The following is a 22092-nucleotide window of genomic DNA, read 5'->3' on the forward strand; positions in this document are numbered from 1 at the left end:
GGCCCATGGCCGGTGATGTCGTTTTCACTCCTTGCAATTGCCCCGCACTCAGGCCCGCTTCTCCTCGAGCCAGGCCCCCTGACTCTGCATCTCGAACAGCTGGGCATAGTGCCCCCCAAGCGCCATCAGCTCGCCATGGGTGCCCCGTTCGCTCACCTGACCGCGAGAGAGCAGCAGGATCTCGTCCGCATCGACGATGGTGGAGAGGCGGTGGGCGATGGCGATGGTGGTGCGGCCACGGCGCGCCGCCGAGAGCGCCTGGGAAAGCGCCAGCTCGGTCTGGGAGTCCACGCTCGCGGTCGCCTCGTCCAGGATGAGGATGCGCGGATCCCCCACCAGAGCACGGGCAAACGAAAGCAGCTGGCGCTGACCGGCGGAGAGGTTCTTGCCCCCCTCTTCCATCAGGGTCTCGAGCCCTGCTGGCAGACGCTTAACAAAATCGGCGAGCTGTACCTCGCACAGCGCCTGCCAAAGCCGGGCATCATCGATGCCGTCGCGCCCGAGGCGCAGGTTTTCTGCCAGAGTCCCGACGAAGATAAAGGGATCCTGCTGCACCAGCCCTATGCTGCGGCGCACCGCCGAGAGCGACAGGCTCTCCATGGGGTGATCATCGAAGCGAATGGTGCCCTGATCCAGCGGATAGAAGCCCATCAGCAGGCTGATGATGGTGGACTTGCCGCTGCCGGTGTGACCCACCAGCGCCAGCATCTGGCCGGGATGAGCGGCAAAGCTCACCTCATGCAGCACCTGCTGCTCACCGTCGTAGGAGAAGCTCACTCGTTCGAAACTGACCCGTCCCTGCAGGGATGCGGCCTTGCCCTGGATGCTCTCACGGGTTTCGTCGAGCAGGGCAAAGACCCGCTCCCCGGCCACCATGGCCTGTTGCAATTGGTTGAGCTGGTTGGTCATCTCGATAAGGGGTTCGATCATCCGCCCCAGATAGCTGATAAAGGCGTAGAGCACCCCCACCTGGATGGCGCCCCCTGCACTCAGCCCCTCATGAGCAAACAGCGCCAACAGGCCGATCAGCACCATCATGTAGAAGAGATCGATGAGCGGGCGCAACAGGATGCCGTTGATCTTCAGGCTCTTGAGCCTGGCGGCCCAGTGCTCTTGGTTGACCCCGGCAAAGACATTGGCGAAGTGGCGCTCCTGCACCATGGCCTGAATGACCGGCATCCCTTGCAAGGATTCGTTGAGGCGGCTGTTGATATCGGAGAGCAGGCTGCGAGTCGCCCGCACCACGGGCACGCTCAAGCGTTGATAAAGCCACATCACCCCGGCCACCGCCGGCAGCAACATGGCGCACACCAGCATCAGGCGCAGATCCAGCAGCGCCATCGAGATGAGGATGCCGCACAGGAGCACCACCTTCTGCACCAAGAGACCAATCACCTGTACATAGAGGTTCATGATCGCCTCGGTGTCGTTGGTGATGCGGGAGATAAGCGAGCCGGAGCGATGCTTGTCAAAGTAGCTGGCAGGCAGACGGATGGCGGTGGCGAATACCTGCTCGCGCAGGCGCTGCACCACCGCCTGGGCGATGCGGTTGAAGCGCAGGGATTGCAGATAAAAACCAGCAGCCGACACCACCTGCAGGCCGAGATAACCCGCCGCAATGGCGGCGATCATGCCCCACTCCAGCCGGCGCGGCGCCAGATAGTCGTCGATGAAGAGCTTGATAAGCAGAGGGCCTGCCACCTCGGCACCGGTGGCCAGCAGCAGACAAATACCGGCCTGAGTCAGCCAGGCTGGATAACGGGCGCAATAAGCCAGCAGGCGTTTAATCGTTGGATTCACAAACACTCCCCACTGCGTGTTTCAGGGGCGCAAGACGGGCGCAACAAGTCATTCAGTCGCCGTTCAATAGCCGGGTTCACAGGCTCTCCTCCACGTCTTGTTCGAGGCGCTGGTAACGAACCATATCCGCATACCAGCCATTGTGAGCCATCAGGGCACCGTGGCGGCCCCGCTCGCTGACACGTCCCTGCTCCAGCACCAGGATTTCGTCGGCCTGCTCCACCGCCGTCATGCGATGGCTGACCAGGATCAGGGTGCGGCGATGAGCCTTTAGGGCGTGCAGGATCTGCTGTTCGGTATGGGCATCCACCGCAGACAAGGCATCATCCAGCACCAGAATGGGCGCCTCCAGCAAGAGGGCCCGGGCAATGGCGAGCCGCTGCTTCTGTCCGCCGGAGAGGGTCACCCCCTTCTCCCCCACCTCGGTTTCGTATCCCTTGGGGAAGCGGACGATGTCATCGTGAACGCAGGCGATACGGGCCACCCGCTCTATCTCCTCCTGGCTGGCATCCGGCCTGCCGAGGGCAATGTTGGCGGCGATGGTGGTGGAAAACAGGAATGGCTCCTGCGGCACGTAGGCAAACTGGTGGCGCAACTCGCCAAGGGCCAGCCGCTCGACGGGTACGCCACCCATGGTAAGTTCTCCCGCACTGGGGTTGGCCAGGCGCATCAAGAGCTTGAGTAGCGAGCTCTTGCCCGCGCCGGTGCGCCCCACCACGCCGAGCATACCGCCCCGCTGCAAGGTAAAATCGATATCTTGCAACAGGCCGCGCTGCTCCAGCCGGTAGCCCACTCCGCTTGCACAGAGCGGAAATGCACTGGTGAGCGCCTGCGGCTGCGCGGGATCCTCAATGTCGCTGCGCTCGGCAAGCAGACTCTCGATACGCGAATAGGCGGCGCTGCCCCGCTCTATGATGTTGAACAGCCAGGCGATGGCAAACATGGGCCAGATCAGCTGGCCAAGATACATGGTGAAGCTGGTGAGCTCCCCCAGGGTCAGTTCACCCTGCAGCACCAGGGCGCTGCCCCCCGCCACCGCGAGGAAGTAGGAGCAGCCGATACACAGATAGATGACGGGATCGAATTTGGCGTCGATGCGTGCCACCGCCATGTTACGCTCCCCCGCCTGACGGGTCAGCTCGGCAAACCCCTGATCCTCCAGGGATTCCACCGCATAGGATTTGAGCACCCGGACACCCGAGAGGGCCTCCTGGGTCTTGTTGTTGAGTCGGGAGAAGGCCCCCTGCGCCGCCTTGAACTCCTTGTAGATCTGCTTGCCAAAGCGGTTCATGAAAAACGCCATCACAGGCAATGGAAGCAGGGAGAGCAGGGTCAACTGCCAGGAGTACTGGCTGCACATGATAGAGAGCACCAGGATGCCGACGATCATGGAGTCCACCAGGGTCAGCACCCCCTCTCCGGCGGTCATCTCCACCGCCTGGATGTCGTTGGTGGCATGAGCCATCAGATCACCGGTACGGTGACGCTGGTAAAAATCGGGGCTCATGCGGGTGAAGTGGCCAAACAGGCGATTGCGCAGCACATAGGCCAGCCGGTAGGAGGCACCAAACAACATCACCCGCCACACGTAACGAAGCAGATAGATAAGCAGGCCAAGGCCAAACAGTCCGGCCAGGTAACGCAACAGGGTGTCATTGTCGAGATCCCCCTTGGCAATACCATCCACGACCCAACCCACCACCTTGGGGGGGATCACCGTCAGTATGGCGACCATCATCAGCAGGGTGATGGCGATCAGATACCGCCGCCACTGCTCCTTGAAAAACCAGCCCAATCGTAGAAATACGCTCACACCACCGACCTTTGGCGTCCACCAGCCCGCCGTCTGGGCAGCGATGGAGATGCCTTGAAATAGGAAGAAAGGAAACAGTCGCCTCCGGCTGGAGGCGACTCGAATGAAGGCTAATCATATCCCGAACCGGAAGGGTTGAGAATAATTACTATTTGATCCCCTGAGACATGCGATCATCTGCCAGGGTATAGGCACCATACGAATTTTCATGCTGTTCGCCCGTGAGCAGAAAGTGGGATACCTCTTCCCGCGTCTGGCTGAAAACAGCCTGCAACTGCTCCAGATCCACATCCTCCAGCACTTCGTTTTGCCGCAGCCGCCACTCCAGCTCTCCTGCCACCATCTGCAAGCGAGAGGCCGAAATATTGGCAGAGACCCCCTTGAGAGTGTGCAGCAACTTGCTGGCGATCTCGGGCTGCTGGCGACGCAGGGCGGAGCGGATCTCCCACAGGTCGTCCTTGTGTTCCGACATGAACAGCTTGAACAGGATCTGCAACGCCTCCTTGTCCTGATCCAGACGCTTGAGCGCGTCCTGCAGATCGAGGATCCCCATCATGTCCGGCGGTTTGACCTCGAGCAGGCCACTCTGCTCGCTCCCCTGGCGTTTCACCCATTGCAGCAGGTTGTTGTAAAGATCCAGCTTGCTCACCGGCTTGGTCACATAACCATTCATCCCGACCCCGAGACAACGCTCCTTGTCACCGGGCATGGCACTGGCGGTCAGGGCTATGATAGGGACGTCATGTTTGTCGACCATCTTGCGGATTTGGCGGGTCGCATCCAGCCCGTCCAGCACCGGCATCTGCAAGTCCATCAGGATGACGTCAAAGGGTTGCTCGGAGACCCGTTCCACCGCTTCCCGACCATTGTTGACCACGGTCACCACGGCCTCGACCCGGCGCAGATATTCGATGATGAGTTGCTGGTTGACCCTGTTGTCCTCGGCCAGCAAGACACGGGTCCCCTGCAGCAGGGATTTGAAGTACTGCTGTTCCCCCTGCGCCTCGGCCTGACGGATATGGTGGTCGTAGGCACTGCCGTTGAGCAGCTCATCCACCTTGGCCAGCAAGGCATTTTCAGTCATCGGCTTGGCCAGGAAGTGGGTCAGCCCCAGCCCTTCCATTCGGGCATGCAGTCCCTCCCTGGCCCAGGCACTGATCATCAGGATGGGGACCTGACGCCACTGGGGATGCTGGGACATCTCAAGCGCCAGATCCAGACCATCCTCCTGCCCCATGCGCCAGTCGAGGATGGCGAGTCGCAGACTCGGCCCCTCTTCGCGCAGCACCTGGCGGGCACGGGAAAGGGTGTTGACCGCCAGCACACGCATGCCGGCGCGGCTCAGAATATCCCTGGCCAGTTCCAGCACCAGCTCGTTGTCATCCATCACCATCACCAGCGGCTGGTTCTCGAAGAAGACTCTGTGGCCAGCGACACCGTACATGGCCTGGGCCATGGGGATCTCGAACTGGAACAGGGAACCCACGCCCGGTTTGCTCTGCACCGTGATCCGCCCCCCCATCAGCTCGACCAGTCGCTGGGAGATATTCAGACCCAGCCCCGAGCCACCATATTTGCGGGTATTGCCCGCCTCTAGCTGGGTAAAGGCCTGGAACAACTGGCTCTGTTTCTCTTCGGCGATGCCGATCCCGGTATCCCGTACACTGAAACGGATCCGCATCGGATGCAGGTTGGCCAGTTCGATGGAGACTTCAACTTCACCACGCTCGGTAAACTTGATGGCGTTGTTGACCAGATTGACCAGCACCTGGCCCAGACGCAGGGGATCGCCACGCAAGAAGAGCGGGACCTCGGGGGATTTGCGAATGATCACCTCGATATGCTTGCGTTCGGCCAGATCGGCAAACATGCCCGCCAGCGAGTCGAGCTGCTCGCTCAGGTCGAAATCGATCTCCTCCAGCGTCAGCTTGCCGGACTCTACCTTGGTCAGATCGAGGATGTCGTTGATAAGGAGCAACAGGGTATCGGAGGAGGATTTTATCTTGCCGAGGTAATCCCGCTGCTGCTGATCCAGCTCGGTCTGCAATGCCAGCGAACTGAAGCCGATGATGGCGTTCATGGGGGTGCGGATCTCATGGCTCATGTTGGCCAGAAAATCGCTCTTGGCCTGCGCCAGCAACCCGGTCTGGCGTGATAGCTCGCTCAGCTTCTGGTTGCGGCGCCACAAGGTTGCGGCCACCAGTCCGAAGCAGATGAGCGCCCCCAACAGCACCATCAAATAAAAGTGGCTCATCAGCGCAGAGGCCCTCTCCAGCTTGCCCTGCTTCCAGCGCACCAGGCTGTCGCTCACATGCATGTCGATCAACTGGTAACGCAGAGAGTGATAGCCCACCACCTGACGGGCCATCTCTTCACTGAGTTCGAGCAGGCTCATGACTTCGGGGCGGTTGTGATAGCGAGAGGCGAGCTGCTGCTGCAAAGCGAGCAGTTGTTGCTGCTCGTTCTGATCCCAGCTGTGTTGCAGATAACCGTTCAATTGCGCAAGCTCATGCACATCCCGCTGCAATAGGCTGTCGGTCGCACCGAGCTCACGCACTTTTTGCAACTGGCGTTCAAACGGCTGCGCCATGTACCTGATGGACATCTCCATGGCATGCAATCGGGCCAGTTGCATCAGATAGGAGTCCATATCCTGCAACAGCGCCTTGGCGAGGTGGGCGTGGGTCTTGTCCGGATCGCTGCGCACCTTGCGCGCGAACCCATCGAGGGTGAAAGAGAGCTGGCCAAGCCGCTGTTGGACACTTTCATCGTTGGCCTTTTCCCGCCCCAGCAGATAGACGGTATCCGAATTGATGCGGTTGAGTACCACCTCGGCCGCCGTATTCAGCTCCTGTGCCTGCTGCTGCCAGCTGAGCAACTGCCAGCAGTAGCCGGAAAAGGCGAGCAACAAGGCAACGATCAGCCCCAGCACAACACGGTTCTTCCGTGATCCTTTATTCATCCCGTCTCTCATTTCAAGGTCGCAGATACGGCCGTTGTCACTTTTATCCCGAAGTGAATGATCCACACCGGCCAGTCACCATGTTACCGTTATATGTCCCTGAACTGGTGACAATATTTCGCGCAGCATCGAGCACACCGGAGCTTATTATGTCATTTATCACTACCTATTGTAGTCACTGCTTTAAACGAAACCGCCTGCCCCAAGACCGGCTAAGCCTGTCTGCCAACTGTGGTCACTGCAAGTCTCCCCTGTTCAGCCAGACCCCCTGCATCGGACAAGAGGCGCAGTTTGATACCCTGATCCAGTCCGATATCCCGGTGGTTGTCGATTTTTGGGCTAGCTGGTGCGGCCCCTGCCAACAATTTGCCCCCGTCTTCCACGATGTGGCGCACGAATTTGAACCAGGTTTGCGGTTCGTCAAGGTGGATACCGAACAACAGGCTGCCCTGGCCGCACACTACGCCATTCGCAGCATTCCCACCCTGATGGTATTCAGGCAAGGAAAGGTCCTGGCCCAGATCAATGGCTCATTGCCAAAAAGCATGTTCAAACAGTGGCTGGAACAGTTTCAAGATGTTTAATTGATGTTGCGATATGGTTTTTTATTTGTTTTGAACTTTGTTTTCATGTCCGTAATTTGTGAATAGAGGCAGATTTCCAGCACACCCCACTGTTTCAAACAGGTGAATGAATGTAACCTCGGCAACACAACAACAACCATAAATTAACCGAGAGAATGCTATGCACACATCTGCTGTACCCTCAGTACCATCACGCTGGCTGGACATCAAATCAGGGATCGTGATCCTGGATGTCCTGCTACTTTGTGCCATGCTGGCCTGGCTCCCGTTTGACCCCATGGTCAACAAGGGCCTCGCCATCCTGATCTTCATCGCCATCCTCTGGCTGACCGAAGCGGTGAATATCACCATCACGGCCTTGTCCATTCCTGTACTCGCCACCCTGCTCGGGGTGTTTGACATGAGCAAGTCCCTGACGGACTTCGCCAACCCCGTCCTGTTCCTCTTCTTCGGGGGCTTTGCCCTGGCAGCCGCCCTCTCCAAACAGGGGCTGGACACCCAGATCGCCGCCAAGGTGATGCAGCTCGCCAAGGGGCATCTGGGCTGGGCATCCATGGTGCTCTTCACCATCACGGCGGCCCTCTCCATGTGGATTAGTAACACTGCCACCGCCGCCATGATGATGCCGCTGGCCCTCGGTATGCTAAAAGGCCTCGACATTCACAAGGATCGCCGCACCCTGGTCTTCGTCCTGCTGGGCGTCGCCTACAGCGCCAGTATCGGCGGGATCGGCACCCTGGTCGGCAGCCCCCCCAATGCCATCGCTGCAGCCCAGATGGGTCTTGGCTTCACCGACTGGATGAGATTCGGCATCCCGGTGGTCATCATCTTCATGCCGGTGGGCATCGGCCTGCTCTATCTGGTGACGCGCCCCAATCTCTCCCACCAAGTCAGCACCGAACGGGTGACCATCCAGTGGACCGGCCAGCGCAAGGTGACCCTGTGCATCTTCCTGACCACAGTCCTGCTGTGGATTGGCTCACAACCCATCGCCAAGGCGTTGGGAGGCATTCCCCAGTTCGACACCCTGATCGCCATGGGCGCCATCCTGGCTATTGCCATCAGCCGGGTGGCCAGCTGGGATGACATCAACCAGAACACCGACTGGGGTGTGCTGATGCTGTTCGGTGGTGGCCTGACCCTGAGCGCCATCCTGAAGCAGACCGGCGCCAACGCCTTCCTGGCGGAGCACCTCTCCAACGGTCTCGCCGCCATGCCAATCTTCGTCATCCTGTTGTGCCTGACCGCCTTCGTGGTGTTCCTGACCGAGCTGGTGTCCAACACTGCCACCGCCGCCCTGCTGGTGCCCCTGTTTGCCGGCGTTGCGGAAGCCTTGGGGGTGTCGCCTATCGTCGTCTCCGTGCTGATCGCTGTCGGTGCCTCTTGTGCCTTCATGCTGCCTGTCGCCACGCCGCCCAACGCCATCGTGTTTGCCAGCGGCCACATTCAGCAGCGTGAAATGATGCGCGCAGGCCTGGTGCTGAACCTGGTCTTCACTGTCATCCTGACTATGCTTGCCTACTTCATGGGCGACATACTCCATTGAGTTAACCCATGTATGCCAAGGCCCCTGACGGGGCCTTTTTTATTGCCTATCTTGCCTGCCGACGCTCCCGGAGTGCACACCTTTTTCTCCCGTTCTCAGCCCCGTTATCCGACGTCACTCGCACTCAAATACCAGAACCGCACGCTGGAGGTGACAGTTGGGCAGTTGGCCTTTCTCCCGCATTCGCACCAACCAAAGTCACCCACGCCCAATAAAAAACCCCCGCATGGCGGGGGTTTGGGTTTGCTTTCTTGTCAGCCGATGCTGCAGCTTGTCAGCTTCCAGATCCGGTCCACGTAGTCCTGGATGGAGCGATCGGAGTTGAACTTGCCCATGGTGGCCGAGTTGATGATGGCCTTCTTCGCCCACAGTGCCGGATCCCGATACCAGGTATCGATCAGCTTGTGCGCTTCCGAGTAGGAGGCAAAATCGGCCAGCGTCAGGTAGGGATCACCCCCTTCTAGCAAGGAGCGCTTGATGGAGGAGAGCTCACCCGGACGACCCGGCGTGAAGTAGTCGGTATCAAACCAGTCCAGTACGGCTTTGAGCTCGGAGTTGGCGTAGTAGAAGTCATAAGGGTTGTAACCACGCCCCTTCAGTGCCTTCACCTCGTCCACGTTCAGACCGAAGATGGCGCAGTTCTCGGCCCCCGCCTCTTCGGCGATCTCGATGTTGGCGCCGTCCAGGGTACCTATGGTGATGGCACCGTTCAGGGCCATCTTCATGTTGCCGGTACCGGAGGCTTCATAACCGGCAGTGGAGATCTGCTCGGAGACGTCGGCCGCCGGGATCAGCTTCTCGGCCAGGCTCACCCGGTAGTTCGGCATGAACACCACTTTCAGCTTGCCCTGAATGCGGGTGTCATTGTTGACCCGCTCCGCCAGCTTGTTGATGGCGTAGATGATGTCCTTGGCCAGCTTGTAACCGGGCGCCGCCTTGGAGCCAAAGATGAACACCCGCGGATGCATGTCATAGTCGGGGTTGGCCAGCAGACGACGATAGAGCGCCATGATGTGGATGAGGTTCAGTTGCTGGCGCTTGTACTCGTGCAGACGCTTTATCTGGACGTCGAAGATCGCCTCGGCACTGACCTCGATACCGGTTTCCGCCTTGATGACCTTGACAAGCTTCTCCTTGTTGTGGCGCTTGATGGTCATGAACTGCTTCTGGAAGGCCTTGTCGTCGGCAAACTTGGTGACGCTGCGCAGCTTGTCCAGTTGCAGCGGCCACTCCTTGCCCACCACTTCGTTGTAGAGCTCGGCCAGTTCCGGGTTGCAGGCCAGCAGCCAGCGACGCGGAGTCACGCCGTTGGTGACGTTGCACATTTTCTCTGGCCACAGCTCGGCATACTCGGGGAAGAGATCTTCCTTCACCAGCTTGGAGTGGATCTCGGCCACGCCGTTCACCTTGGAGGAGCCGATGACACACAGGTTGCCCATGCGCACCTTGCGCACAGCCCCCTCTTCAATGATGGAAAGCTTGGCTTTGATGGCATCGTTGCCCGGCCACTTTGGCTCAACCAGATCATTCAGGAAGCGGGCGTTGATTTCATAGATGATCTCCAGATGGCGCGGCAGCACCTTCTCAAACAGGCTGACAGACCACTTCTCCAGCGCCTCCGGCAGCAAAGTGTGGTTGGTGTAGGAGAACACCTGGTAGCTGATGGCCCAGGCCGCTTCCCAGGTCAGCCCCTCTTCATCCACCAGCACCCGCATCAGCTCGGGGATGGCCACGGTCGGGTGGGTATCGTTGAGCTGGATGGCGATCTGTGCCGCAAAGTTGCTGAAATCGGCACCGTGTACCCGCTTGTAGCGGCGCATGATGTCCTTGATGGAACAGGCGCAGAAGAAGTACTGCTGGATCAGACGCAGCTCCTTGCCTGCATCCGTATCATCGTTTGGATAGAGCACCTTGGAGATGGTCTCGGCCTGGGCTTTCTCGGCCTGAGAGTCGATGTAACCACCGGCGTTGAACACGTCCCAATCGAAGAACTCGGAAGCACGGGACTCCCACAAACGCAGGATGTTGACGGTGTGGCCGCCGAAGCCAACCACCGGGATATCCCAGGGCACCCCTTTGATCTTGCGACCGGCGTGCCACACCTTCTTCAGGCCGCCCTTGTCACCAAACACGGTTTCCACGTAGCCGTAGAGCGGGATCTCCTGCACCGATTCCGGGCGGCAGATCTCCCAGGGGTTGCCATATTCACGCCAGGAGTCCGGACGCTCAATCTGGCGACCATCCTGAATTTCCTGACGGAACAGGCCGTGCTCGTAGTGAATGCCGTAGCCAACGGCCGGATAGTTGAGGGTCGCCAGCGAATCGATGAAGCAGGCCGCCAGTCGACCCAGGCCGCCGTTGCCAAGGGCCATATCCGGCTCTTGCTCGCAGAGATCGGTCAGTTCAAGACCCAGCTCGCCAAGCGCTTCTTCGCAGATCTTGTACAGGGAGAGGTTATGCAGGTTGTTGGAGGTCAAACGCCCCATCAGGAATTCAGCAGAGAGATAGTGAATCGCACGAGTGTCTTTCTTGAAGTGAGTCTGCTGAGTGCGGGTCAGGCGCTCGTACACCTGTTCGTTGACGGCCGCAGCGGTGGCTTTCCACCACGCTTCGGGAGAGGCTTTCTGTTCGCCTGTACCCAAGGTAGAACGCAGGTGACGCACGATACTCGCCTTGAGCTGATCTTTATCCAGTTGGAGATCCTGGTCTGTCTTCTTCTTGGTAGCCATAAACCATATTCCTTCGTTACAAATAAAATTGTTATCCCGGTTAACGGGTCCGGCGCTGTTGTTATCTCAAATATTTACCGGCGTGAGAATACTAACGAAAGCAGCTGAATTAAAAGTTAACGCAAGTCACACTTTACCCCACGGGAAACGCAAGAAAAGTATGAAAACCCTTTCCTTAAAATTCTTTTAAAAACCAATCAAAACCATAAAAATCAATAAGTTAATGCAATCGTAAAAATAATGAAATATGAATAGGTTTTCAGAGGTTGCCAAGTCTTGAAAATCCTTGAAAATAAGCCATGAAATGGCGCATTGAAAGCGATTTCAATGCGCCAAAATGTAATATGAAGCCAACACGATATCCCCCGTTGTTCAGGGATGAGCCTTGAACTGGTTGGTCAAGGGATCATAGTGATACCCAATCTGGCCCAGCCTGTTCGCCAGCTGCTCCTCACTCATGTCGTAATAAGCCAGCAGCTCTTCCAGCCCGTCACACTCCAGTCTCAGCTTTTCATTGATGATGCCCAACAAGATGTTGGCATCCAGACGCTGCAAAGTACTGATATCCATGACGTCACCTCCCCTGCATTAACCTTGTATAACCATGGGCGGTTCCATTCCATTTGTCCATCGAATAAAAAACGACCACTGTTTTTAAAAAATATTTTCCTGATAAATCAGTATCTTTTTCTCCCCTCCTGCCAAGGGCATCACATTTTTTGGCAAAAATGCCTTGTCAGCGTCACAGGACAGAACTACTGTATAGGCATACAGCTTGAGTTTTTATACAGGATACGTAGATGAACCAGCCCCAGCACTCACCTCTCTATGGAATAACCCGTACCATGAGCAATCCCTGGCCAACCAGAACGGCTTGCAAAGCGGGACCGACTCACGCTCGCGCGTCTTTCTTGTCTGATGAACCGCTGCACAAAGAACTGGGTACGCAGTCAATTCCTACCAAGGGATGGATCCTGCTGATCGCCCCCCCAGGCCGCCCTGCTGCTCTCCATCTGCAGGAACAGGGACTTGATCCAGCCAGGGTCTTGATTGTGCACAGCACCAAGATCAAGAACTGGCAGCAGACACTGGAGCGCAGCCTCGGCCTGGGCCATTGTGCTGCCGTGTTCACCTGGTTACCCGAAACGATCGAACTTGATCACGCCAAATTGCAACGGCTGGAACAGCAATCTGGCGTATTCATCCGTTATTTGGGCGACGTGACGCCAAGAGCAGCCAAGCCACAGGTCGCCTATGCAGAACAGGATATCTACCTCAATCACTGACAAAAACCGGCTATGGCGAGACTCGGCCAAAGAGCACTAGGCAGTGAGCCAGCGGCATATTGCTGTAATCCGGGACAAAATGCAGTGAATCAACGCTGCTGGCTTCTCGCCAAGAGATAGGTCATCGCCATAAATGATGGAAGCGGTAAAGATGGAGATGGAGCCTGGCGATAACAACTTGCGGATCAGAGCAAGGCTCTTTTGAGCCAAGCCATTGCCCTTGGAAAGCACATGCCACTGGCAATGGGCCGTCATCCTTGAAATATGAGGTAACAAGGGGTATAACCACGCATTTTATCAGGTGTATTAAGTGAGCAGTATGATGCAAGCCCCTTTTTGGCAGACCAAGAGTCTGCAACAGATGACCGAGTCTGAATGGGAATCCCTCTGTGACGGCTGTGGCAAGTGCTGCCTCAACAAGCTTATCGATGAAGACACCGAAGAGCTGGTATTCACCAATGTCGCTTGCAACCTACTGAACACCAAGACCTGCCAGTGCTCTGACTACCTGAATCGATTCAAAAAAGAGCCTGACTGCCTGCAGATCACGCACGACAAAATCGCCGAGTATGACTGGCTGCCTTCGACCTGCGCCTATCGTCTGCTGGCAGAAGGCAATCCCCTGCCGGCCTGGCATCCCCTTATTACCGGCAGCCGCTCTGCCATGCACCAGGCCGGACAATCGGTACGGGGCAAAGTCATCCATGAGGTCGATGCCGGTGAGTGGGCCGACCATATCATCACCTGGGCAAGCTGAGCCCAAGCCATAGCGCCATACATCAAGCTAGACCAAGGGCTGCCCACGCAGCCCTTTTTGATCTCTCCCGCTTTTCGTCAACCATCCCCTCTGAATCGCCCCTTCTTTCCTGCCACTCTCACCCATCCCTTTATCAGCGCTTGAGATAGCGGTAAGAGGCAGAGACAGAGGCAGAGGCAGAGGCAGAGGCAGAGGCAGAGGCAGAGGCAGAGGCAGAGGCAGAGGCAGAGGCAGAGGCAGAGGCAGAGGCAGAGGCAGAGGCAGAGGCAGAGGCAGAGGCAGAGGCAGAGGCAGAGGCAGAGGCAGAGGCAGAGGCAGAGGCAGAGGCAGAGGCAGAGGCAGAGGCAGAGGCAGAGGCAGAGGCAGAGGCAGAGGCAGAGGCAGAGGCAGAAAATCACCCCGTCCTCTGAATGACAAGCATAAAAAAACCGGCGCCTTGGCGCCGGTTTTTAATCACGAGTTCTCGATTACAGAGAAGCGGTGAAGGTACGGGTGATGACGTCTTGCTGTTGCTCTTTAGTCAAAGAGTTGAAGCGAACGGCATAACCGGAAACACGGATGGTCAACTGCGGATATTTCTCCGGGTTTTCCATGGCGTCCAGCAGCATTTCACGGTTCATCACGTTCACGTTCAGGTGCTGACCACCTTCTACGTTGGCTTCGTGGTGGAAGTAACCGTCCATCAGACCAGCCAGGTTGGCCTTCTGGGCTTCCATGTCTTTACCCAGTGCGTTCGGCACGATGGAGAAGGTATAGGAGATACCATCTTTGGCGTAAGCGAACGGCAGCTTGGCAACGGAAGTCAGAGAGGCAACCGCACCCTTCTGGTCACGACCGTGCATCGGGTTGGCACCCGGGCCGAACGGCGCACCGGCGCGACGACCATCCGGGGTGTTACCGGTCTTCTTGCCGTACACCACGTTAGAGGTGATGGTCAGCACGGACTGGGTAGCCACGGCGCCACGGTAGGTGTTCAGCTTCTGAATCTTCTTCATGAAGCGCTCAACCAGGTCGCAGGCGATGTCATCGACGCGAGCGTCGTTGTTACCGAACTGCGGGTACTCGCCTTCGATTTCGAAGTCGATGGCCACGCCGTCTTCATCACGCACCGGCTTGACCTTGGCGTACTTGATGGCAGACAGGGAGTCGGCAGCAACGGACAGACCGGCGATACCGCAAGCCATGGTGCGATACACGTCACGATCGTGCAGCGCCATCAGAGAGGCTTCGTAGCTGTACTTGTCGTGCATGTAGTGGATGATGTTCAGGGCCGCTACGTACTGCTTGGCCAGCCAGTCCATGAAGTGATCCAGACGATCCATCACTTCGTCGTAGTTCAGGTACTCGGAGGTGATCATCTCGGTCTTCGGACCGACCTGCAGCTTCATCTTCTCGTCCATACCGCCATTGATGGCGTACAGCATAGTCTTGGCCAGGTTGGCACGAGCACCGAAGAACTGCATTTGCTTGCCCACGATCATCGGGGACACACAGCAAGCGATGGCGTAGTCATCGTTGTTGAAGTCCGGACGCATCAGATCGTCGTTCTCGTACTGAACGGAAGAGGTCTCGATGGATACCTTGGCACAGTACTTCTTGAAACCGACCGGCAGCTTCTCGGACCACAGGATGGTCAGGTTCGGCTCAGGGGACGGGCCCATGGTGTACAGGGTGTTCAGCATACGGAAGCTGTTCTTGGTGACCAGGGTACGGCCATCAACGCCCATACCGGCCAGAGTCTCGGTGGCCCACATCGGGTCGCCGGAGAACAGTGAGTCGTATTCCGGAGTACGCAGGAAGCGAACCATACGCAGCTTCATGACCATGTGGTCCATCAGCTCCTGGGCTTCCTGTTCGGTGATCAGACCCTTCTGCAGGTCACGTTCGATATAGATGTCCAGGAAGCTGGAGGTACGACCGAAGGACATGGCTGCACCGTTCTGGGACTTGACTGCCGCCAGGTAGGCGAAGTAGGTCCACTGTACGGCTTCTTTGGCGTTCTTGGCCGGTACGGAGATGTCGCAACCATACTTGGCAGCCATGACTTTCATCTGGGCCAGAGCACGGTGCTGCTCGGAGATCTCTTCGCGCAGACGGATGGTGGCTTCCAGGTTGACGCCGTTTTCCAGATCTTCCTGCAGGGACTTGAACTGGGCCAGTTTGTCGGCCATCAGGAAGTCGATACCGTACAGGGCAACACGACGGTAGTCACCGATGATACGGCCACGGCCGTAGGCATCCGGCAGACCGGTGATAACGCCGGACTTGCGGCAGTTCAGGATGTCTTTGGTGTAAACGTCAAACACGCCCTGGTTGTGAGTCTTGCGGTACTCGGTGAAGATCTTCTCGACCATGGGGTCCAGCTGACGACCGTACACTTCGCAAGAAGTCTTGACCATCTTGATACCGCCGTTGGCGATGATGGCGCGCTTCAGCGGCTTGTCAGTCTGCAGGCCAACGATCTGCTCCAGGCTCTGATCGATGTAACCGGCATCGTGTGCGGTAATGGTGGAGGGCAGGTCGGTATCAAAATCAACCGGCGCGTGAGTGCGGTTCTCGATCTTGATGCCTTCCATGACCTTGTCCCACAGCTTGGTGGTCGCTTCGGTCGCGCCAGCCAGGAAGGACTCGTCACCTTCATACGGGGTGTAGTTCTTCTGGATGAAGTCACGGGTGTTGACAGAAGTCTGCCATTCACCGGCCGCGAAGCCTTCCCATGCTTTTTGGAACTGTTCGTTAAGTTCTGCCATTTTTCATTACCTCACACGGTATTGATGTAGTATCCCGCAATCATCCTTAATGATGACGACGGAAGATAAACCAGTAAGTCAAACCAACCATGACGCCACCACCGATGATATTGCCAATGGTGACAGGGATGAGGTTGTGTAGGACAAAGTTGGATACGGTCAGATCGGCGAAGCTTGCCGGATCCTGTCCGATAGCCTGCCAGAATTCCGGGCTGGCCACGCTGTGAATCGCGATACCAACCGGAATCATAAACATGTTTGCGATGCTGTGCTCGAAGCCGGAGGCAACGAACATGGCAACCGGCAGCAACATCACCACGACCTTGTCAGTGGCACTGCGGGCACCAAATGCCATCCAGGCGGCAAGGCAGACCATCAGGTTGCACAGGATGCCAAGGGCAACCGCTTCAAAGAAAGTATGGTGGATCTTGTGCTGGGCCACTTTCAGGGCGTTGAGGCCCCACTGGCCATCTGCCGCAGTGTATTCCGCCGACATGATGATAAGCCCCACCATGAGCAGGCCACCAATCAGGTTGCCAAAGTAGACCAGGCCCCAGTTTTTGAACAGCTGTGCCCAGCTGATGCGGTTGGCTGCCTTGGCCACCAGGGTCAGGGTGGTGGAAGTGAACAGCTCGGCACCGAGCAGCACACAAAGAATAAGACCAAGGGAGAAGCAGAGACCGCCGACCAACTTCGCCATGCCCCATGACATGGAAGAGGAGCCTGTAGTCACCGTAATGTAGAAGATAAACGCGATGGCGATGAAAGCGCCTGCGGTAATGGCCAGTGGAATGACCTTGTATGCCGGCTTGGTGGCCTTGGCATAAGTGATGTCTTCAGCCAGTGCTGCGATGGCTTCGGGTTTGAGACAATCGAATGGAGATTCAGTTTTCAATTATTTTGTACCTGAACGTTTTGCCTGCCGAAATCATAACAAAGGGGCAAATGGCCAAAATTGACATTGATCAAATTTATCAGTGTGCGAATGTAATTTTACTACAAAGATTTTAAGGCTGCGGAGCCATAAGTTTACACCAGGTTTCAGCTGAAACAGAAGCGCATTTTTTTTAATGCAATGATTTAAAAGAATTTATTTATATCCACCTCAAAGTATTATCGGCAAGATATCTTTGCGGGACGACCCTGTACCCCCCTCCTCTTCGTCAACCCCCTTAGGGGTATTTTTTGTTTTTTATTTCATCTTTGAATAACGCATCACACTCTGTCTTTTGCATAAAAAAGGGGCCAAACGGCCCCTTTATAACACGTTATGGCCTTACGCCCACTGGTGGGTGCGTTTGGCTTTCTGCAACTTTTCGTAAGCCGCCAGCAGTTTCTGGTGCAACGGGAACTGCTCAAGCGACAGATCGGCCGCCTCCAGACCGTGGAAGCGCGCCTCGCCGCTGGCGTGGGCCCAAGCCTCGGCCAGGGTATCTTCGCCGAACATGCGGGCGAACACGGCGCGGTACTGCTCGGGGTCTCGCTCCTCGTCGAGGAAGAGCTCGACACAGGCGCGCAGGGCGCGGTAGTAGTTGGCCCGCTCGGCCGGGAACACCGATTGGTTGAATTCCATGGTCCAGTCGATGAGATCGAGCGCCGTTTCCAGCTCGCCTGCGGCCAGCGCCAGCATGGCCTTGAGCTCACCAACCCTCAGGGTATGCAGAGCGGTGCCCTTGGCGGCGGCGATGCCGAGCAGCTCTCGCACCCGGGTGCGTTCGTCGTGCCCCTCTTCATCCAGCTGGTCAAACAGCGCCATGTATTGCTCTGCATCCCACTCCAGCGCCGGCAGCGCCAGAATAGTTTCCCGCAGGTGAGCCCCCATGGTGTTGTTGGCCAGCAACAGATCCTCGGCCGGATAGATGTCGGACATGCCGGGCACCAGGATGCGGCAGGCATAGACGCCCAGGTGCTCGTAGTCGGCGATATAGACCGGCTGCTCCAGCTCGTGGAAGATGCCGATCAGGTGATCGAACTCCTCCTGCGACGTGCCGCGAAAATCCCAGTCGGCAAACTCGAAGTCCGCATCCTGCTTGAACAGATCCCAGCTGATGAGACCGGAGGAGTCGATGAAGTGGGTCTCCAGGTTGTGGTGATCCGCTACCTGCTCGTTGTCGAACGAGGGCGGAACGAACACATCCAGATCCTTGAGGCCACGCCCCTGCAGCAGCTCGGTGACGGTACGCTCGAAGGCCACTTCGAAGCGCGGGTGGGCACCGAAGGAGGCAAAGCAGGTACCGTTGTTGGGGTTGAGCAGCACCACGCAGATGACCGGATAACGGCCACCCAGGGAGGCATCGAAGCTGTAGATGGGGAAACCTTCGGCCTCAAGGGCGGCGATGGAGGCCTGGATCCCTGGGTAACGGGCTATCACCTCAGCCGGGATCTCCGGCAGGCTGATGGCCTCGGCGATGATCTTGTTCTTCACGTGACGCTCGAACACCTCGGAGAGCGCCTGGGTGCGGGCCTCGGTCTTGGTGTTGCCGGCACTCATGCCGTTGGAGACATAGAGGTTGCCGATGATGTTCATCGGGATGTAGACGGTCTGATGGTCGGACTGGCGCTCGAACGGCAGGGCGACGATACCGCGCTCCTCGTTGCCAGACTGCAGATCCACCAGCATGTCGGCGGTCACTTCCCCATCCGGGTTGTAGAACTTGCGGGTGAAAGAGTCGAGCAGACCGGCAGGCAGCTGATCCCCCTCGATGGGGAACCACTTCTCGTTCGGGTAGTGGACGAAATCACCGTTCGCTACCTGCTCGCCCAGATAAAAGTCGGCGAAGAAGTAGTTGGTGGAGAGACGCTCGAAGTACTCGCCGAGGGCCGAGGCCAGTGCGGCCTTCTTGCTGGCGCCCTTGCCGTTGGTAAAGCAGAGGGAGCACTCCTTGTCACGGATGTGCACGGACCAGACATTGGGCACGGGGTTGAGCCAGGAGGCCTCTTCGATATCAAACCCCAGGGCTTGCAGCTTGGTCTGGAAGCGTTCGATGGAGTCTTCCAGCGCCGCGTCCTTGCCGGGAATAAAAGTGTGGTCGGTCATCACAATGTCCTGATTTTATTGGCTCATGTTTGGCCGCAGATAATAGCAGGGGTCAACGGCTTTGGCAGGACAAAAATCAGCGCCGGACGCAAACAGAAGGGAGAAAGAGGAGAGAGGCGATGAGGGCGCCACATTGATCAGTAAACGGGACCGGGCTGCCGCCCGATCCCGCGCAAACAGGATCACCGCGATGGTGGGTTAGAGCTGCTTGCCCTGGCTCGCGATGACCGACTGATACCAGAAGAAGCTGTCCTTCTTGAGGCGGCGCAGGGAGCCCCCCTGCTCGTCCCGCTCCACATAAACGAAGCCGTAGCGCTTCTGGTAACCGTTGAGCCAGCTCAGGATGTCGGTGAACGACCAGGCGCAGTAACCCAAGAGCTCCACCCCGTCCTGCAGCGCCTCCTGGCACGCCTTGACGTGGCTGCGCAGATAGTCGATGCGGTAGTCGTCGTGCACCTTGTCTCCTGCCGCCAGCTTGTCGAACTCGCCGAGGCCGTTCTCGGTGATCATCAGCGGCAGACCATAGCGGGAGGAGAGCCGGCGCAGGGCGATGCGCATCCCGGTCGGATCGATGGCCCAGTCCCAGTTGCTGGTCTCCAGGTGCGGGTTGGGGGCCGTCTTGTAGAGGCCGGGAATGCCGCTCGGCGGCGTAGTGCCCTTCTTGCCCGTGGTGTTGATGCGCTGCATCGTCTGGCCGCCGAGGGGGTTGTCGGTATAGGTCAGGGTGTAGTAGTAGTTGACGCCGATGTAGTCGGGGGTCCCTTCACGCAGCAGCTCGAGATCGCCCGGCAGGATCTGGGGCGCCTCGCCGGTCTCCCGCAGGTAGGCGAGCGCCGCCTGGGGGTAGCGGCCGAAGCAGTAGGCATCCAGCCACCAGAGGTTGGTGAACTCCTCGGCATTCTCGTAAGCCAGCATGTCTTTGGGATCGCACGAGGCCGGATAGGCGGGAGAATAGGCAAAGCTTGGGCCGATCAGCCCCCCCGGCACGTGCTGGCGAAACGCCTTGATGACCCTGGCGTTGGCCAGAAACGCGATGTGGTTGGCGGCAAAGAAGCGCTTGCGGTCCTGCACTGCGGGCGGATGGGTGCCGAGCTGATAGGCGTTGGTCAGGTTGTAGTTCTGTTCGTTGAGCGACACCCAGTACTTCACCTTGCCGGCAAAGCGCTGATAGAGGGTCACGCAGTAGCGCTCGAAATCGGCGATGATCCGTCTGTCTTCCCAGCCGCCGTATTCGTCCTGCAGCGCCTGGGGCAGGTCCCAGTGATAGAGGGTGAGCACTGGCTCAATTTGGTGGGCCAACAGGGTATCGATGAGTTTTTCATAGAAGGCGAGCCCCGCCTCGTTCACCTCGCCACGGCCGGTCAGGTAGATGCGCGGCCAGCTCACCGAGAAGCGATAGGCCTTGAGCCCCATCTCGGCCATCAGCGCCACGTCCTCCTCCATGCGGTGATAGTGATCCACCGCCACGTCGCCGTTGCTCCCCTCAAAGGTCTTGCCCGGCAGCTTGGTGAACAGATCCCACACCGAGGGCCCCTTGCCATCGGCGTCCCAGCCCCCTTCCACCTGGTAGGCGGCGGAGGCGGCGCCCCACAGAAAATCGGTGGGGAAGTCGTTGAACTTGTGGTGATGCATCTGGGGTTGCTCCTTCTGCGGCGGTGGCGCTGGCCACCTTGATCGCACCGACTGGCGGTGCCCAATGGAATTGGCATTAGCATCGAACAGTTCTAAAATTCCGTCCAATGACAAATTTAACCATTCAACATTCCAAACAGGAATCACAGGAGCCGACATGGAGTTGCGGGATCTGAAGGCCTTCGTCACCCTGGGGGAGGTATTGCACTTCGGTCAGGCGGCGGTGCGCCAGCACGTCACCCAGTCGGCGCTGAGCAAGCAGATCCGCCGGCTGGAAGAGGAGCTGGGCGGCGAGCTGTTCGAGCGCAATGCAAGCAGCACCCGTCTCACCGTGCTGGGGCGCGCCCTTTATGAGGATGCCCGCGCCCTGGTGGCCGCCAGCGAGCAGCTAGCACGCAGCGCCCGCGACGTGCTGGCCGGCAACAGCGGCACCCTGCGCATCGGCTTCGGCGTTGCCACCAAGCTGCTGGTGCCCGCCGCCATCGCGCAATTTCGGGCCGAACGCCCCCAGGTGACCATAGAGCTCAACGATCTCTCCACCCACCATCAGTTGCTGGCCCTGAGCGAAGGCAAGCTGGATCTCGGCTTCTGCCGCCTGCCCGCCCCCAAGGGGTGGCCGTGCCTGCCGGTAGTGCGGGCCCATTTTGTCGCCGTGCTGCCGGCCAGCTACGCCGGCGTGAGCAAGTTGGCTGATCTGGTGGACAAGCCGTTGGCCATCCTGCGCCGGGACAAGGCCCCCTCGTTTTACGATCACCTGATGCACTACCTGGCCCAGAGCGGGCTGCGTTTTCGCGATATCCAGTACGTCAACGACTTCGCCGCCGGGGTCGCCACCGCCGCCGCCGACATCGCCTGGACCCTGGTGCCCTCCTCCACCACCATAGAGCACCCGGACGTGCTGACCCTGCCGCTGACCGAGGGGGAAGCCTGCTGGACCATAGGCCTTATTCGCCCACCCCACAGCAAGGGGCCCCTCATAGAGGCCTTCTGGCAGACGGTCAGCACCCTCACCACAGGAATCGGCGCCGCACAGTCAGCGTTGCCGGGGTCAGATCAGGGCTTGTCAGAATCCTGACTGCCCACAACAACCAAAATAGAGGGAAGGCCGTGGCCTTCCCTCTCTCTTGCGTCGCTATCAGTGCTGTCGATTCAGACCGATGGCCTGCGTGTGTTGTTTGGCCGGAAAAGTCCTGTAG

At 58.2% G+C, this 22092-nt stretch carries 14 protein-coding genes; 5 read left to right on the forward strand and 9 right to left on the reverse strand.

Annotation, left to right across the window (positions count from 1 at the left end; genetic code table 11):
- Nucleotides 1-48: 48 nt before the first annotated feature.
- The 3 genes from MRK42_RS11865 to MRK42_RS11875 all read right to left on the reverse strand — a co-directional run bounded on the left by MRK42_RS11865 (nt 49) and on the right by MRK42_RS11875 (nt 6575).
- Entirely contained in the window at nt 49-1800 is a 1752-nt protein-coding gene (locus tag MRK42_RS11865) for an ABC transporter transmembrane domain-containing protein (RefSeq protein WP_338610080.1), read from the reverse strand.
- Between the two features lie 76 nt (nt 1801-1876).
- Nucleotides 1877-3613: an ABC transporter transmembrane domain-containing protein gene (locus MRK42_RS11870; RefSeq protein ID WP_338610082.1), complete on the reverse strand. Its 1737-nt coding sequence runs from the start codon at nt 3611-3613 to the stop codon at nt 1877-1879.
- 148 nt (nt 3614-3761) lie between these two features.
- Nucleotides 3762-6575 (reverse strand): response regulator, encoded by a 2814-nt coding sequence (locus MRK42_RS11875; protein WP_338610084.1) that lies wholly within the window; start codon nt 6573-6575, stop codon nt 3762-3764.
- A gap of 149 nt (nt 6576-6724) precedes the next feature.
- Here MRK42_RS11875 and trxC point away from each other — a divergent pair, with 149 nt between their 5' ends.
- Nucleotides 6725-7159: a thioredoxin TrxC gene (gene trxC / locus MRK42_RS11880; RefSeq protein ID WP_338610086.1), complete on the forward strand. Its 435-nt coding sequence runs from the start codon at nt 6725-6727 to the stop codon at nt 7157-7159.
- A gap of 160 nt (nt 7160-7319) precedes the next feature.
- A complete protein-coding gene (locus MRK42_RS11885) occupies nt 7320-8705 on the forward strand; it encodes a DASS family sodium-coupled anion symporter (RefSeq protein ID WP_338610088.1) in 1386 nt (461 codons plus the stop codon).
- 254 nt (nt 8706-8959) lie between these two features.
- Here MRK42_RS11885 and MRK42_RS11890 read toward each other — a convergent pair whose 3' ends face one another.
- Together MRK42_RS11890 and MRK42_RS11895 are read right to left on the reverse strand one after the other, a co-directional pair.
- Complete coding sequence (locus tag MRK42_RS11890; RefSeq protein WP_338610090.1) at nt 8960-11434, reverse strand: glycogen/starch/alpha-glucan phosphorylase; 2475 nt, start codon at nt 11432-11434, stop codon at nt 8960-8962.
- A gap of 372 nt (nt 11435-11806) precedes the next feature.
- Nucleotides 11807-12004: a DUF4250 domain-containing protein gene (locus MRK42_RS11895; protein WP_026456128.1), complete on the reverse strand. Its 198-nt coding sequence runs from the start codon at nt 12002-12004 to the stop codon at nt 11807-11809.
- A gap of 230 nt (nt 12005-12234) precedes the next feature.
- On the opposite strand from MRK42_RS11895, the gene MRK42_RS11900 reads away from it, so the two are divergent.
- Complete coding sequence (locus tag MRK42_RS11900; RefSeq protein WP_338610093.1) at nt 12235-12720, forward strand: cell division inhibitor; 486 nt, start codon at nt 12235-12237, stop codon at nt 12718-12720.
- 322 nt (nt 12721-13042) lie between these two features.
- Nucleotides 13043-13477, forward strand: coding sequence for a YcgN family cysteine cluster protein (locus tag MRK42_RS11905; RefSeq protein WP_042028924.1), 435 nt, complete (start codon nt 13043-13045; stop codon nt 13475-13477).
- 467 nt (nt 13478-13944) lie between these two features.
- On the opposite strand, the gene pflB is transcribed toward MRK42_RS11905, so the two are convergent.
- The 4 genes from pflB to MRK42_RS11925 form a co-directional block, all read right to left on the reverse strand.
- The gene (pflB, locus tag MRK42_RS11910; protein ID WP_042028926.1) at nt 13945-16227 is read right to left on the reverse strand and encodes a formate C-acetyltransferase; all 2283 of its coding nucleotides are present in this window, start codon (nt 16225-16227) and stop codon (nt 13945-13947) included.
- 46 nt (nt 16228-16273) lie between these two features.
- Nucleotides 16274-17122 carry a formate transporter FocA gene (gene focA, locus MRK42_RS11915; protein WP_042028928.1) on the reverse strand — a complete coding sequence of 283 codons (849 nt, stop codon included), beginning with the start codon at nt 17120-17122 and terminating at the stop codon, nt 16274-16276.
- Nucleotides 17123-17503: 381 nt separating this feature from the next.
- Nucleotides 17504-19264 (reverse strand): 30S ribosomal protein S12 methylthiotransferase accessory factor YcaO, encoded by a 1761-nt coding sequence (gene ycaO / locus MRK42_RS11920; RefSeq protein ID WP_338610096.1) that lies wholly within the window; start codon nt 19262-19264, stop codon nt 17504-17506.
- A 198-nt stretch (nt 19265-19462) separates the two neighbouring features.
- The gene (locus tag MRK42_RS11925; protein ID WP_338610099.1) at nt 19463-20896 is read right to left on the reverse strand and encodes a glycoside hydrolase family 1 protein; all 1434 of its coding nucleotides are present in this window, start codon (nt 20894-20896) and stop codon (nt 19463-19465) included.
- Between the two features lie 157 nt (nt 20897-21053).
- On the opposite strand from MRK42_RS11925, the gene MRK42_RS11930 reads away from it, so the two are divergent.
- Complete coding sequence (locus tag MRK42_RS11930; protein ID WP_338610101.1) at nt 21054-21971, forward strand: LysR substrate-binding domain-containing protein; 918 nt, start codon at nt 21054-21056, stop codon at nt 21969-21971.
- Nucleotides 21972-22092 lie beyond the last annotated feature (121 nt).

The organism is Aeromonas sp. 19NY04SH05-1 (genome assembly GCF_040581895.1).
GTDB lineage: Bacteria > Pseudomonadota > Gammaproteobacteria > Enterobacterales > Aeromonadaceae > Aeromonas > Aeromonas enteropelogenes.

Bases quoted from the DNA above. Each gene is read 5' to 3' on its own strand.
- MRK42_RS11925 (WP_338610099.1), bottom strand. From the start codon at position 20,896: ATGCATCACCACAAGTTCAACGACTTCCCCACCGATTTTCTGTGGGGC.
- MRK42_RS11885 (WP_338610088.1), top strand. From the start codon at position 7,320: ATGCACACATCTGCTGTACCCTCAGTACCATCACGCTGGCTGGACATC.
- MRK42_RS11890 (WP_338610090.1), bottom strand. From the start codon at position 11,434: ATGGCTACCAAGAAGAAGACAGACCAGGATCTCCAACTGGATAAAGAT.
- ycaO (WP_338610096.1), bottom strand. From the start codon at position 19,264: ATGACCGACCACACTTTTATTCCCGGCAAGGACGCGGCGCTGGAAGAC.
- trxC (WP_338610086.1), top strand. From the start codon at position 6,725: ATGTCATTTATCACTACCTATTGTAGTCACTGCTTTAAACGAAACCGC.
- MRK42_RS11875 (WP_338610084.1), bottom strand. From the start codon at position 6,575: ATGAATAAAGGATCACGGAAGAACCGTGTTGTGCTGGGGCTGATCGTT.
- MRK42_RS11900 (WP_338610093.1), top strand. From the start codon at position 12,235: ATGAACCAGCCCCAGCACTCACCTCTCTATGGAATAACCCGTACCATG.
- MRK42_RS11930 (WP_338610101.1), top strand. From the start codon at position 21,054: ATGGAGTTGCGGGATCTGAAGGCCTTCGTCACCCTGGGGGAGGTATTG.
- MRK42_RS11905 (WP_042028924.1), top strand. From the start codon at position 13,043: ATGCAAGCCCCTTTTTGGCAGACCAAGAGTCTGCAACAGATGACCGAG.
- MRK42_RS11895 (WP_026456128.1), bottom strand. From the start codon at position 12,004: ATGGATATCAGTACTTTGCAGCGTCTGGATGCCAACATCTTGTTGGGC.
- pflB (WP_042028926.1), bottom strand. From the start codon at position 16,227: ATGGCAGAACTTAACGAACAGTTCCAAAAAGCATGGGAAGGCTTCGCG.